The sequence below is a fragment of the Flavobacteriales bacterium genome (assembly GCA_016715895.1).
Lineage (GTDB): Bacteria > Bacteroidota > Bacteroidia > Flavobacteriales_F > PHOS-HE28 > PHOS-HE28.
Genome location: JADJXH010000003.1, coordinates 638,773 through 652,365 on the forward strand (window position 1 = coordinate 638,773; position 13,593 = coordinate 652,365).

The following is a 13,593-nucleotide window of genomic DNA, read 5'->3' on the forward strand; positions in this document are numbered from 1 at the left end:
CCCGCCATGCGCCGCTGCCTGCTGCTGCTGCTCCTGCTCCCCCTCGCTGCGGCGCTGCACGCGCAGCGCAATGACGCACCATCCAACAGCGTGCCCTCCTGGCGCCTGCGCCACAAGCCCGGCCGTGCGGCCCTCTACAGCGCGCTGCTGCCCGGGGCCGGTCAGGTGTACAACCGCAAGTACTGGAAGGTGCCCATCGTGGCCGCGGGGCTTGGCGTGTCGACCTACTTCATCGTCAACAACACCCGCGAGTATGACCGCTACAAGGAGGCCTACATCGCCCTGGTGGACGGGGACCCGGGCACGGTGGACGAGTTCAACGGGGAGTTCTCCGCCGGGGCCGTACGCGACGTGGCCGACACGTACCGCCGCTGGATGGACCTGAGCTACGTGGGCCTCACCCTGGTGTACGTGCTCACCATCGTGGACGCCACGGTGGACGCGCACTTCGTGCGGTTCGACGTGGGCGACGACCTGAGCCTGCAGCTGCGGCCCGGGCTCGACCTGGCGGCCCAGCGGGCCGTGGGGCTGACGGTGAGCGTGGGGTGGTGAAGCGCTACCGGTCCACGACCACCAATGGGGAGTGCATCAGCACGCTCCCCTGAGCGTTGACCGCGGCCACGGTGTAGAGCCCAGGAGCCTGCGCGCCAAGGTCCAAATGCCGCATCCCGGGTGCGCCCCAGGCCACCACACGCCCCAAGGCATCGATCAGGCGCAGGCTGCTGCTGCCATCGAAGCCGGCGCAAGCGATCCGGACCCGGTCCGTGGCCGGGTTGGGCCAGACCAGGAACGCGTTGGTGGCGGACCCGGGCCCGCTCAGGCCGGTGTTCTGGGCGTACTTCAGCAACAGGATCTCCGATAAGACCACCGTATCGCGCATGACACCATGCACCAGGATGTCACCGACGGGATCGAGCACCACATCGTTCGCACCGTTCATCCAGGTGTTCGGCACTGCGTAAAGGTCGGACCAAAGCGGCTGCCCGGCGGCATCGAGGCGCTGGGTGAAGACCGCGGACCGCCCCCCTTGCAACGGATCCGCGCGGGTGCCGACAAGCACACAGGATCCACCTGCCTCACTCACGATGCCGCTGCCCAGCACGTGGAGCGGGCCATCGTCCAGGATGTACGACCAGGTGGGCAAACCCGTGGGATCGAAGGAAAAGGCGCCCAGGTCCCTGGAGCCGTCCGGCGCGGTACCCGTGCCGATGCAATACACCGAACCATCCGGACCGATGGAAAGATCCATAGAAACATCCACGCCACCGATGGACACTTGTTGGTTCCACATCAAGGTTCCAGTCGTGTCGTACACGAGCACCGCCAAATCCGTTTCTCCGATCAGCTGTGCGGCCTTCATGCCCAGGACCACAATGCGACCGTCCTCTGTCGGTAGAATATCCGTTCCATACGCAACAATGCTGGGGAAGGCCCTGGCTTCCCATCGTACGGATCCGTCCGTATCCAAGGCAAGGGTGACCCAACTGCCGGCAAGCGTGTCGAAACTGTAGCCCGTGACGTAAGGCCTTCCTGAGCTGTCGACACATAGTCCTCCCATGAACTCGTTCGAAAGGAATGCACTCCACGGGACCCTGATCTCCCAAATGGGAACCCCAGCGTCCGTAAGGCCATGGACCAGGAATTCCCTACCCAGGCTATCTCCCATGCATGTGGTGGCGACGAACACGTAACCCTCCCCTTCATCGATGAAGAGAGGCAGGTCTTGCAACCCGGTGTGCGGGATATCTGAGGTCCAGAGGACGGCGCCGTTGGGCTCGTACTTCCGCACCCGGATCGAACCCGGCCCCATTGCGCAGGCATAGACCCGGTTATTCTCATCGATCACCAGATCGGCATGGGGCATGCCAAGGTGATCCAGAAGTGTATCGGACCAAACCTCTTGGCCCTGCGGGTCCACCGAAGTGATCAACACGCTCCATCCACTTGGGGATGCGCCGAGGACAAGTACATCGAGGAACACGGAACACCCCTGACCATCGACCTCCACCGTCCGCGGAATGGAACCATTGAATGGTGCAACCTCTTTGTGGTACACCCAGATCGGATCCGTCATTTGGGCCATGGCCTCAGGCGTCGGAAGGAGCGCGGGTAGAGCGAAGAGAACCAACAGCGCTTCGCATCTCATGGGTCTGCAATTGGTGCGATAACGGTTCAGTGGAGCGATCCGTGCATCGTGTCCGGGATACCGGTGAAGATAGCCGGATGCCGTATCGATCCCGACCTTCACCGCATGAAGATCGCACTCTACGGCACCGGCCGCATGGGCCGCGCCATCGAAGAGGCCGCCCTGCGCCGCGGCCACGGCATCGCCCTGAAGGTGGGCTCGGCCAACGCGGGCACCCCGCCCACCGCCTGCGATGTGGCCATCGAATTCAGCCGGCCGGCGCACGCCGTGGACAACATCCGGCTGTGCGTGGAGGCCGGTGTGCCGGTGGTGGTGGGCACCACGGGCTGGTACGACCGCCTGTCGGAGGTGCGGGAACTGGTGGCCACCAAAGGCGGCGCAGTGCTGTGGGCGAGCAACTTCAGCATCGGGGTCAACCTCTTCTTCCGCATCAACCGCCTGCTGGCCGGGCTGATGGACGGCCGCGACGACTACCGGGTGCGGCTGGACGAGGTGCACCACGTGCACAAGCTGGACGCGCCGAGCGGCACGGCCATCACCCTGGCCCGCGACATCGACCTGCAGCACGCCGGCTACACGGGCTGGTCCCTCGCCCCTGCGCCTGCCTCTGCCCCTGCTCCTGCTCCTGCTGCTTCTCCTGACCCTGCCACCGTCCCCATCCACAGCGAACGCACCGGCGAGGTGCCCGGCAAGCACAGCGTGCAATGGACCAGCGCGGACGACCGGATCATCATCACGCATGAGGCCTTTGGACGCGGCGGCTTCGCAAGTGGTGCGGTGCTCGCTGCGGAATGGCTGGCGGACCCGGTCCAGGCCCGGCGGGGCCTGTTCACCATGGACGACGTCCTGGGCCGGCCCTGAGCCTCCGTCCGTCCCCTTCCCCACCCCGCTCATCCGCCGCTGCATGGCCGCTGGCCGTTCGTTGCGCACCTTCGCAGCCTGATGATCCCCTACCTCGTCCTCCTCGCCTACTTCGCCGTCCTGTTCGGCTGCCTGTGGAAGTACTTCCTGAAAGCCGGCCGCAAGGCTTGGGAAGGCTTCGTACCCGGCTACAACATCCTCATCTGGCTGAAGCTGAGCGGCAAGCCCTGGTGGTGGATCTTCCTCTTCCTGGTACCTGGGGTGAACCTGCTGATGTTCATGATCCTGAACGTGAACCTGAGCATCACGCTGGGCGAGCGCAACTTCAAGGACCATGTGGTGATGACCCTGCTGCCGTGGGTGAAGATCCCGCAACTGGCCTTCTCGCCCAAGCACGCCTACGTGGGCCCCATCCCGGTGGCGCAGCGCAAACGCGGGCTGCTGGGCCAGTGGGGCGATGCCATCCTGTTCGCCGTCATCGTGGCCACGGTCTTCCGCACCTTCACCTTTGAGGCCTTCACCATTCCCACGCCCAGCATGGAGAAGAGCCTGCTGGTGGGCGACTACCTGTTCGTGAGCAAGCTGAGCTACGGCCCGCGCATGCCGATGACCCCGCTCACCTTCCCCTTCACGCACCACACCATGCCGCTCACGGCCAGCACACCCAGCTTCGTCACCTGGTTCAGCCAGCCCTACCGCCGGCTGCCCGGCTTCGGCAGGCCCGAACGGGGTGATGCGGTGGTGTTCAACTTCCCGGAGGGCGACACGGTGGTGGCGAACTTCCAGAACCAGAGCTACTACCAGCTGGTGCGCGACCACGGCCGCGAGAAGATCCACGACCCCAACTACCGCATGCTGAACATGGTGGACGGCCAGGTGCGGCAGATGCCCACCGGTGGCATCCTGGTGCGGCCGCTGGACAAGAAGGAGAACTACATCAAGCGCTGCGTGGCCGTGGCCGGGGACACCGTGGAGGTGCGCGGCGGCCTGGTATACATCGATGGCGTGAAGCAGCACGTGCCGGAGATGGCGCAGTACGCCTACGAGTTCGTGCTGAAGGACCGCTTCAACGAGCGCATGCTGAAGGAGCAGTACGACATCAGCCCGGACGACCTGTCGCCCGGCGAGAACGGCGGGGTGAGCATCCCGCTCACCGAGGCCAACGCGGCCAAGCTGGGCGGCTTCAGCAACGTGGCCAGCATGACCCGGCAGGACCATCCGAAGGGCTACAGCTCGCCCTACCACAAGCTGCCCTACTTCCCCAACCACCCGGCGTACGACTGGACGGAGGACAACTTCGGCCCGCTGTGGATCCCGAAGGCCGGGGCCACCATCGCGCTCACCACCGCGAACCTGCCGTTGTACGAGCGGGCCATCCGCGTGTACGAGCACAACGACCTGCGCGTGGAGGGCGACCGGATCCTGATCAACGGTGCACCGGCCACCAGCTACACCTTTCAGCAGGACTACTACTGGCTGATGGGCGACAACCGCCACCGCTCGCAGGACGCGCGGTTCTGGGGCTTCGTGCCGCATGACCACGTGGTGGGCAAGGCGGTGCTGGTGTGGTTCACCAAGGACCCGTACACCGGCATCCGGTGGAAGCGCCTCTTCACGGTGGTGCGCAACGGGCTGGAGTGAGCCGCGACCGATCGCCGAGCTTTGGGCGATGCGCGCACTGTGGAACCGCTGGACGGGCCTGAGCCCCTGGACGCGGGCCTTCGTGCAGGCCCTGCTGCTGCTGGCCGTGGTGCATGTGTTCGTGCTGCGCTGGGTGATCGTGCAGAGCACGAGCATGTTCGCCACCCTGCTTCCCGGCGATGTGCTCGTGGTGCAACGCTGGCCGGTGTGGACCGGCGTGGACCGCGGGGATGTGCTGGTGTTCCGCGACCCCACCCAGGACGATCGACCGGTTCGCCGGCGGCAGCTGCTGGTGAAGCGCGTGGTGGGCCTGCCCGGCGACACCGTGGAGATCCGTGCCGGCTTGGTGCTGGTGAACGGCCGGCCGCTGCCGCCCTGGCCCGGTGAGACCCGCCGCTATCTGGTGCGCATCGCACCGGAGACCTCGCTGGACAGCATCGCGGCGGCCATCGGCCTGCCCCGCACCTTCATCGCCGCCGGCGAGCGGCACCTCGAGCTTCCGCTGAATCCGGCCCTTGCGGCGCGGCTGGAGCGCGTGCGCGGCGTCCGTGACGTCGGGCCGATGGGCCTCAGCCAGCGCCCCGCACGCCACCTCTTCCCCTTCAGCCCCTTCCACCCGTGGAGCAGCGATGCCTACGGGCCCTTGCGCGTGCCCGCCGCCGGTGACAGCGTGCCCTTGGAGCCTGCCCAGCTGCCGCTCTATGACCGCATCCTCACCCGGCATGAAGGGCACGTGCTGGAGGTGGGCCGGGACGGACTCCTGCTCGATGGCACCCCGGCGGCGAAAGCGGTGATCGCCCGCGACCACTACTTCGTGCTGGGCGACAGCCGGCACAACAGCGCCGATTCGCGGCACTGGGGCTTCGTACCGGCCGACCACCTGGTGGGCCGGGCGGTACGCGTGCTGCTGTCGTGGGATGCGCAGCCGCGCCGGCTGCGCGGGGACCGGTGGTGGAGGACCCTGGGCCGGTAGGGCCAGGCCTGCCCGGCGAGGTACCTTCGCGCCATGCGTTCCCTCGCCCTGCCGCTGCTGCTGCTGCTGGCGGGCTGCACCGGACCCGAGGACCTGTGCACCCGCCACTACGAGCCCTTCCCCGACCTGATCGGCGGACGGGCGCGCACCGACGCCAACGCCGCGCTGCTCGACGCCATGGCGCGCTACAACGCGGGTGACCATGCGGCGGCCATTCCCGTGCTGGAGGCCGAACTGCGGGACACCCCCAACGAGGAGCAGATCCGCATGCTGCTGGCCAGCGCGCTGCTGGGCGCGGGAAAGCCCTACGACGCGGAGCTGCAACTGGACTTCATCGAGACCTCGGCGCGCAACGACTACGATGAGGCGGCGGCGTGGTACACGGTGCTGTGCTGGCTCTGCAGCGGGCAGCACGACCGGGCATTGGAGGGCGCGCGTGCCATCGCCGCCCGACCCCGCCACAGCTACAAGCGGCAGGCGGATGCGCTGGTGAAGGACCTGATGCGATGACGCTGGAGGTGGTGCACGAGCGCCTGGCCGCGGCCCTTCATGGACCGCTTCCGGGGCATGCGACCTTCCTGTCGCGCAGCGGATACTCCCGCGCGGACCTGGACCATGCGCAACGTGCGGACGCCGCACCACGGGAGAGCGCCGTGCTGGCCCTGCTCTATCCCGCCTTGGGTGCGCCGCATCTGCTGCTGATGCGCAGGCCCGAATATGCCGGGGTGCACAGCGGGCAGGTGAGCTTCCCGGGCGGACGCCGCGAAGCGGAGGACATCGATCTGCAGGCCACGGCGCTGCGCGAGTTCCATGAGGAGACCGGGGCCACGCCACGGGAACTGCGGGTCCTGGGTACACTGTCGCAGGTGTACATCCCGCCGAGCCGGTCGCTGGTGACGCCCTTCGTCGGCCTGGCCGAGGAGTTGGGGCCCACCCGCCCCGATCCGCGCGAAGTGCAGGCGCTGCTGGAGGTACCGTTGGCCGAACTGCTGCGGCCTGACGTGATCCGGGAACGGCGCCAGCACATCCAGGTGCTCGGCCGCGAGGCCATCGTGCCCTACTTCGACCTGGGCGGCCAGGTGGTGTGGGGGGCCACGGCGATGATGCTGGCCGAACTACGCGAGCTGCTCCACGGCTGAGGCCACGCCGAGCTCCTTCAGGAAACGCTCGTTGGGGCGGGTGCCGTCCTTGTCCGCACTGTGCTCGGCCTTGATGCGCCGCACGAAGTACATGTCGATGGCGCCCTTGTTCTTGGCCTCGACCTGCCCGCGGTGCACGCACTCGAAGCGGTCCTTGATCAGCGCGTACGTGGAGCCGCTGACGTTCACCTCGCCCGGTTCGCCGCTGCTCTCCATGCGGCTGGCGGTGTTCACCGTGTCGCCCCAGATGTCGTAGGCGAACTTGCGCTTGCCCACCACGCCGGCCACCACGGGGCCTGTATGCACACCGATGCGGAGGATCCAGGGCACCTTGCCCCTGGCCTCGCGCTGGCGGCGCCATTCGTCCATCAGGTCGCGCACCTCCAGGGCGGCCAGCACGCATTTCACCGCGTGGTGCGGGTCGGCCACGGGCACGCCGGAGGCGCACATGTAGCTGTCGCCGATGGTCTTGATCTTCTCGATGCCGTAGCGGCCCACGATCTCGTCGAAGTGGATGAAGCACTCGTCCAGCTCGGTGACGAGCTCCTCGGGGCTCATCTTCTCGGCCGCCTTGGTGAAGCCCTTCATGTCGGTGAAGAGCACGGTGACGGCGTCGTGTCGACGGGCGGTGGCCTTGCCCTTGTCCTTGAGCTCCTCGCTGATCTCCTTGGGCAGGATGTTGAGCAGCAGGTCCTCGATGCGGCCCTTCTGGTGTTCGATCTCACGGCTTTGGGCGCGCACCTCCTCGGTGCGTTCCTCCACGCGGCGCTCCAGGATCTGGTTGCGCATGCGCAGCTGCCGTTCGCGCACCTTCACCCAGCTGAACAGCACCAGGGCGATGAAGGCGGTGAGCGCGGTGTAGAACCACCAGGAGCGGTACCATGGGGGCAGCACGGTGAAGGTGAGGCTGGCGGGGGCGCTCCACAGGCCCGCGCGGTTGATGCTCTTCACCCGGAAGGTGTAGTTGCCCGGAGGCAGGGCCGGGAAGAAGGCCTCGGTGGCCACCGTCAGGGGCTGCCAATCCCGGTCCAGGCCTTCCAGCAGGGTGCTGTAGCGCACGGCGCCGGGGTCGCTGAGGCTCACCGTTCCATAGTGGATGCGGATGGAGCGCTCGCTGTGGCCGAGGCTGAGGTCCTGCTCCAAGGGGCGGTCCTCCAGGTTGACGCTGAGGCCGCGCAGGGCCACGATGGGCGGTGTCGGTGCTCCATCGCCCTGATCGGGCACCACACGGGTGGCCCCGCGCGCCGTACCGAACCACAGGTCGCCGGCGCGTGTGAGGCAGGCCGCGCCGGGTTTGGCCTCCACGCCGATGAAGCCGGAGCGTTCGGTGTAGGAGAGGAAGCCTTCCTGGTCCGGGCGCCAGCTGTTGAGCCCGCCCACCGTGCCGATCCACAGGTGGCCCTTGGCATCGCGCAGCAGGGAGCGCACCGTGTTGTCCAGCAAGCCGTCCACCTGGGTGTAGGCCCGCTCCTCCTTGCCGTTGGACAACAGCATGAGGCCCTGGCTTCTTGTACCGACCCAAAGGCGGCCGGTGGCGTCCTGTACGAAGGCGGTGGGCGAGAATGCCCTCCCCAGGTCGACGCGCTGCGCGCGACCGTTGTCGATGCGGGTGATCCCCTTGTCCTTGCTGCCCACCCAGATGCTGCCCTTGTCATCGCGGTACAACGCGGTGACGGGGGTGGTGGGCACGCCATCCTCCTCGGTGTACACCATGGGCGGCGCCCCGGCGGCATAGCGGCGCAGGCCGGTGATGGTGCCGATGTAGAGCTCGCCCGGCTGGCCCACGGCGAGGGCCGTCACCTTGCCACGCGGGATCAGCACGTCCAGGTCGGGGTGCGGCACGGGCTGGAAGGCCACGGGGTCCAGTTCCACCAGGCCGTTGGTCTCGGATCCGACCCACACGTTGCCGCTGGCGTCCTCGGCCAGCACCCGCACGCGGGAGGTGCGCACCGTCTGGAGGTTCTTGATCATGCCCGTGCCCTGCACCCGCGGATCGAGGATGCTCACCCCGCCATCGGTGCCGAACCAGATGCGGCCGCTGCGGTCCTCCAGCACGGCCCACACCTGCTGGTCCAGCAGGCCGTCCTGCTCCAGCAGGTTGAGGAAGCGCTCGCCCTTGAAGATGTTGAGGCCGTAGTCGTTCGTGGCCAGCAGCATGTTGCCTTCGCGGTCGCGGGTGATGCGGCGGATCAGCAGGCTCTCCAGTCCGTTGCCGGGATGGTAGTGGCGACGCACGCCGTTGAGGCCGATCACGGCGGCACCGCCGCCCCAGGTGCCCACCCACACCTGTCCGGTGGCATCCTCCCCGAAGCACATCACGAAGTCGCTGGGCAGGCCATTGGCCGTGCTGTAGTTCACCACCTGTCCGGTGCGGGGATCGAGCACGAAGGCCCCGCTGCCCTGCGTGCCCAGCCAGCGCCTGCCGTCGGAATCCTCATACAGGGCACTGATGCCGAGCACGTCCTCCAGGCCGTTCCACTCCAGCGAAGCGAACCGCTTGGTGGCGGGGTCCCAGCGCTTCAACGTTCCACCGTCCTCCAGGAAGGCCAGGGTGCCATCGCGGAAGTGCACCGCATCCACGACATGGTCCAGCAGGCCTTGATCGCTGCCGAAGCGGTCCACCGTGGGCGCACCCTCCGCGCTGATGGCGCTGATGCGCAGGGCCCCCTGCCCCATCGTGGTGACCCACACGGCACCATCGCCGTCCTGCACCAGGGCGGTGACATCGGAAGTGAGGGCCTCGCCGGGCAGGGTCAAGGTGGAGAACGTGCGGCCGGAACGAACGGTGAGGCCGCCGCCGGTGTGGCCGGCCCAGAAGCGGCCGTCGCGGTCGATCAACAGGCAGCGCACGCCTTTGGGGGCCGTGCCATCCTCGGTGCCGTAGGCGCGGATGCCCACGCGGTCGCGACCATCGAAGCTCACCAGCCCGTCCTCAGTGCCGAGCCACACCAGCCCCGAGCTGTCCTGCACCACGCAGTACACGTTGCTGGAGGGCAGGCCGTTCTGCACGTCGAGGCGCTCGAAGTAGAAGCGCTGCGCCACCAGGGGCGCGGTGAGCAGGAGCAGCGGGGCGATCAGGAACCGGCGCATCGGCTATCGGGTGAGGTCGTAGAAACTGGCCTCCGAACCAGCGGCATCGCTCACCACCAGGGTGTTGGTCACCGACTCGCTGTAGTTCTGGATCAGGTTCTTCAGCGGGCCGTAGTTGTAGAAGGTGTAGATGTCATCCTTCTTGGCGTCCACCGGGATCCAGTAGCTCTTGCCACCCACGGTGCGGCCGTGCCCGGCGTACCACACCAGCACGGTGTTCACCTTGTTGCTGCGCACCAGGTCGCGCAGTTCGGTGCTGAAGAAGCGTTCGAGCTGCTGCTTGGAGAGGTTCTTCTTGGTGATGGTCCTCTGCACGTTGTACTTGGCGAAGGCCTTCTGCATCTTGGCCGCATCGCCGCCCTGGCCTTGGAGCGCGGGGAAGCTGCGGTACTCGCTGTTCTCGATGTACACCACCCAGGTGGTGCCGGAGGACACCGCGGTGCCGCCGGCAGGCTTGTCGGCCGGGCGTTCGGCAGGCTTGTCGGCGGGCCGGTCGGCCACCACCGCAGGCTCCACGGGGCGCGGTGCCGGTGCGGCCTTGCGCTGCAGTTGCACCAGCACCTCGCTGGCGTTGCCGAAGCGGTCCTCGGCCCGCACGGTGAACCGGTCCTTGCCGGCGATCACCAGCTTGATGCTGAACTCCGTGCGGTTGGTGTCCGGCACATAGCTGGCCACGATGCCGTCCACCGTCACGCTGCGGATGATGCTCGCATCGCTGGCCACGCCCTCGATGAAGAGGTCCTCGCGGTCGGCGGGCACGGTGATGATGCGGTCCGGACCCGGGTCCGGTGAGGTCACGGCGAGGTCGGGGGCCACGCCTTCGGTGCGCTCCACCTTCAAGGTGACCGTGGCCAGGTTGCCGTACACGTCCTCGGCCTCCACGGTGAGGCGCTCCTCGGTGACGGCCAACGGGATGCTGGTGAAGAACTCCGGATCCTTCTCGTCCCTGGCGAAGTCGGCCTCCGTGCCGTTGACGCGGATGGCCTTCAACAGGTTGCGGTCGCGCACGTGGCCGGTCACCTTCACCTGCCGCAGGGCGTTGCTCACCTGCACCACCTCGCCGGTCCGGCTGGGCTCCACCAGGGTGATCACCGGCGGATCCTCCTCGCGGTTGAGCTCGAAGAGCGCATCGGCCACCCGCTTGCGCCGCTCCTGGATGTCCAGTGCTGTAACACCTTCGGCGTTGATGCTTTCGGGAAGGGCCTTGGCGGCCAGGTCCAGGTCGCGTTGCGCACCCTCCAGGTCCACGTTGGCCTCCTTGCACTCGGCGCGCAGCAGCAGGGCCTGCACGTCCTTGGGCTGTTCCTGCAGCACCCGGTTGAGGTCGTTCACGGCGTTCTGCTGCTGGCCGTAGCCCTTGTAGTAGCGGGCGCGCTGGCGGTACACCTCGGCATCGGTGCGGCCGTTGGCGATCACCTTGCTGATGTCGTCGATGGCCTTGGCGTACTCCTTCTGCAGGGCGAAGGCCTTGCTGCGGGTGAACAGGGCGGCGGTGCTGCGCGGGTTCAGCTCCAACGCGGTGGTGGTGCGCTCCACGGCCTTGTCCAGGGTGCGCAGCTGCATGGTGGGCCCGGTGTACTGCTCGTAGAGCTTCAGCTGCACCTCGGCCAGGGCCACGTAGGCGTCCTCGTACAGGTAGTTCCACTCGATCACGCGCTCCAGATCGGTCTCGGCGGTGCGGTAGTCGCGCTGGGCCATGCGCACCAGGCCGTGCAGGTAGTAGGTGTCCGTGGTGCCCTTCTGCGCCAGGGCGGCATCGCTGGCGGCGGCGGCGCCGTCCAGGTCGTTCAGTGCCAGGCACACGCGCACCTTGGCCTGCAGGGCCTCCATGCTCTTTGGGTCGATGGCCAGGGCCTTGTTGCACAGCTCCAGGGCCTCCTGCGAGCGGCCCAGGTCCAGGTAGGCCTTGGCGGCGCGGGCGGCATGGCCGGCATCACCGGGTTGCAGCTCGTGCACCTTCCGCAGGTCGGCAGCGGCTTCCTCGGGCTTGTCCAGCAGGACGTACACCTCGGCCCGGGCCTGGTAGGCCTTGATCATGCCGGGATCCACCTGGATGGCCAGCCCGTATTTCTCCACGGCCTCGCTGAGCTGCTGGGCCTCGCGCAAGGCCTCGGCCTCCTTGAAGAAGGCCTTGCCGCTTTGGGCGGAGGCGGTTACGGAGAGAACCAGGAAGGCGCCCGGGAGCAGGAACAACAGGATGCGGCGAAGCATGGCGCACGAAAATAGGCGGTGGCGCCCCGCCGTCGATCCCCGTGAGGTTCTTTGTGGCGTCCGTCAGATGCGGAAGCGCAGGATGCCCATGGCCAGGGAGACCGTGGGCGTGTCCTGGCTGAAGAAGGAGAGCATGTCGCGGCTGGCGAAGCCGCCCTCCCACTGGCCCGAGGGCAGGCGGAAGAGCAGGCCCATGGGCAGGCGGGTGTCGTAGTTACCACCCGTGACCACCCCGGCCTGCAGGGTGAGGAATTTCACCGGGCTGTACTCCCCGCCCACGCTGAACTGCGGCCTGGCGATGTTGCCGGGCACGTCGTTCAGCGGCAGCACCACGTCGATGCCCACCTCGGCCTTGTCGGGCACCACGTAGCTGGCGCCCACACGCAGCATGCCCGGGGTGGCCACCCGCTTCTGGGCCAGACCCTCCCAGTTGAGGATGCCCAGCTCGGAGGTGATCACCTCGGCCTGGTCGAAGAAGTTGTAGCTGGTGAAGCCGGGGCTGTCGAGCGTGTAGAGCGTGTCGTCCTTGGCGCTGTACGCGTTGCCATCCCACGTCATGGAGCCCAGGCCCGTGGCGGCCACGCCCACCTTCAGGCGGTCCTTGTACACCGCGCTGATGCCGACATCGCCGCTGAAGCCGCGCCCCACGCTGCGCAGCCCGCTGCCGCCCACCGTGCTGGGGTTGCTGGCGGCGGCCGTGCCGTAGTCCACGTCGAACACGGGGCTCAGGGCGCTGAAGGCCTGCCAGCGGCCGTCCTTCTCACCGATGTCGATGTGCGCGAAGCCCTGCAGGTAGCGGAAGCCGATGCCACCGTGCCACTCCACCGTGCCGGTGGTGAACAGGCGGCGGCCCCACGAGAAGGCGTACTCGCGCGTCCAGCTCAACGTCATGCGGGTGTCGTCCATCAGCTGGCTGATGCGCCGGCCCTCACCGGGCTCCACGAAGCCGCGGCGCACCAGCGCCAGCGTGTCCGCGCCCAGGTCGGGGCGGTTGGCGATCACCGTGCCGTCGGCCAGCTCCAGGTGCGTGAAGTAGGGCGCGCGGCGGCCCAGGAAGAGGAGGTCGCTGGTGGTGCCATTGTAGTAGCTGTCCCACTGGAACCGGTCACCGATGCTGATGGCGAAGCCGCCGGCGTCGTCGTTCAGGAAGCTGAAGCCCAGCAGGCGCATGTCGGCGTTCAGCGCCAGGTCGGCCCCGCCGAAGTTGTCCGCGGCGGCGGCCTGCTCGTTGCCGGTGAAGGTGCGGTCGAAGTCGCGGAGCATGTCCTTCCGCAGCACCTTGCGCGAAACGCCCGTGGTGTGGATGGAATAGGCGCCCTCCAGCAGGCCGAAGACGAAGCGCGGGTCCTCGTACTTCAGGTCCCAGCCCAGGTTGGCCGGGTTGATGCCGATGCTCTGGTAGTCGGCGGCCAGCGTGGTGGCGATGCCGGTGCCGGTGACGGTGAAGGAGGGCCCTTCGGTCTGGGCCGTGGCGGCCAGGGCCAGCGAAAGGCCGGCCAGCGCGGAAAGGAGGCGGACGGGAAGGCGCATGG

General features: G+C 67.7%; 10 protein-coding genes. 6 read left to right on the plus strand and 4 right to left on the minus strand.

Going from position 1 to position 13,593, the window contains the following annotated elements:
- Positions 1 to 6 precede the first annotated feature (6 nt).
- Entirely contained in the window at positions 7 to 552 is a 546-nt protein-coding gene (locus tag IPM49_02910; GenBank protein MBK9273475.1) for a hypothetical protein, read from the plus strand.
- Between the two features lie 4 nt (positions 553 to 556).
- Here IPM49_02910 and IPM49_02915 read toward each other — a convergent pair whose 3' ends face one another.
- Positions 557 to 2,248 (minus strand): T9SS type A sorting domain-containing protein, encoded by a 1,692-nt coding sequence (locus tag IPM49_02915; protein ID MBK9273476.1) that lies wholly within the window; start codon positions 2,246 to 2,248, stop codon positions 557 to 559.
- A 3-nt stretch (positions 2,249 to 2,251) separates the two neighbouring features.
- On the opposite strand from IPM49_02915, the gene dapB reads away from it, so the two are divergent.
- From dapB to IPM49_02940, 5 genes are all read left to right on the plus strand, one after another.
- Positions 2,252 to 3,007, plus strand: coding sequence for a 4-hydroxy-tetrahydrodipicolinate reductase (dapB, locus tag IPM49_02920; protein MBK9273477.1), 756 nt, complete (start codon positions 2,252 to 2,254; stop codon positions 3,005 to 3,007).
- A gap of 81 nt (positions 3,008 to 3,088) precedes the next feature.
- A complete protein-coding gene (locus IPM49_02925) occupies positions 3,089 to 4,648 on the plus strand; it encodes a signal peptidase I (protein ID MBK9273478.1) in 1,560 nt (519 codons plus the stop codon).
- A gap of 28 nt (positions 4,649 to 4,676) precedes the next feature.
- Positions 4,677 to 5,621 (plus strand): signal peptidase I, encoded by a 945-nt coding sequence (gene lepB, locus IPM49_02930; protein ID MBK9273479.1) that lies wholly within the window; start codon positions 4,677 to 4,679, stop codon positions 5,619 to 5,621.
- 33 nt (positions 5,622 to 5,654) lie between these two features.
- Positions 5,655 to 6,131 carry a hypothetical protein gene (locus IPM49_02935; protein MBK9273480.1) on the plus strand — a complete coding sequence of 159 codons (477 nt, stop codon included), beginning with the start codon at positions 5,655 to 5,657 and terminating at the stop codon, positions 6,129 to 6,131.
- Positions 6,128 to 6,760 carry a CoA pyrophosphatase gene (locus IPM49_02940; protein MBK9273481.1) on the plus strand — a complete coding sequence of 211 codons (633 nt, stop codon included), beginning with the start codon at positions 6,128 to 6,130 and terminating at the stop codon, positions 6,758 to 6,760. The genes IPM49_02935 and IPM49_02940 overlap by 4 nt, the downstream gene beginning before the upstream one ends.
- Here the strand turns inward: IPM49_02940 and IPM49_02945 are convergent.
- The 3 genes from IPM49_02945 to IPM49_02955 all read right to left on the minus strand — a co-directional run bounded on the left by IPM49_02945 (position 6,737) and on the right by IPM49_02955 (position 13,591).
- Positions 6,737 to 9,850, minus strand: coding sequence for a hypothetical protein (locus tag IPM49_02945; protein MBK9273482.1), 3,114 nt, complete (start codon positions 9,848 to 9,850; stop codon positions 6,737 to 6,739). The two genes, IPM49_02940 and IPM49_02945, sit on opposite strands and share 24 nt — an antisense overlap.
- Before the next feature lie 3 nt (positions 9,851 to 9,853).
- Complete coding sequence (locus IPM49_02950) at positions 9,854 to 12,061, minus strand: tetratricopeptide repeat protein (GenBank protein MBK9273483.1); 2,208 nt, start codon at positions 12,059 to 12,061, stop codon at positions 9,854 to 9,856.
- A gap of 63 nt (positions 12,062 to 12,124) precedes the next feature.
- Positions 12,125 to 13,591 (minus strand): hypothetical protein, encoded by a 1,467-nt coding sequence (locus tag IPM49_02955; GenBank protein ID MBK9273484.1) that lies wholly within the window; start codon positions 13,589 to 13,591, stop codon positions 12,125 to 12,127.
- Positions 13,592 to 13,593 lie beyond the last annotated feature (2 nt).

Bases quoted from the DNA above. Each gene is read 5' to 3' on its own strand.
- IPM49_02910 (MBK9273475.1), top strand. From the start codon at position 7: ATGCGCCGCTGCCTGCTGCTGCTGCTCCTGCTCCCCCTCGCTGCGGCG.
- dapB (MBK9273477.1), top strand. From the start codon at position 2,252: ATGAAGATCGCACTCTACGGCACCGGCCGCATGGGCCGCGCCATCGAA.
- IPM49_02925 (MBK9273478.1), top strand. From the start codon at position 3,089: ATGATCCCCTACCTCGTCCTCCTCGCCTACTTCGCCGTCCTGTTCGGC.
- lepB (MBK9273479.1), top strand. From the start codon at position 4,677: ATGCGCGCACTGTGGAACCGCTGGACGGGCCTGAGCCCCTGGACGCGG.
- IPM49_02935 (MBK9273480.1), top strand. From the start codon at position 5,655: ATGCGTTCCCTCGCCCTGCCGCTGCTGCTGCTGCTGGCGGGCTGCACC.
- IPM49_02940 (MBK9273481.1), top strand. From the start codon at position 6,128: ATGACGCTGGAGGTGGTGCACGAGCGCCTGGCCGCGGCCCTTCATGGA.
- IPM49_02945 (MBK9273482.1), bottom strand. From the start codon at position 9,850: ATGCGCCGGTTCCTGATCGCCCCGCTGCTCCTGCTCACCGCGCCCCTG.
- IPM49_02950 (MBK9273483.1), bottom strand. From the start codon at position 12,061: ATGCTTCGCCGCATCCTGTTGTTCCTGCTCCCGGGCGCCTTCCTGGTT.
- IPM49_02955 (MBK9273484.1), bottom strand. From the start codon at position 13,591: ATGCGCCTTCCCGTCCGCCTCCTTTCCGCGCTGGCCGGCCTTTCGCTG.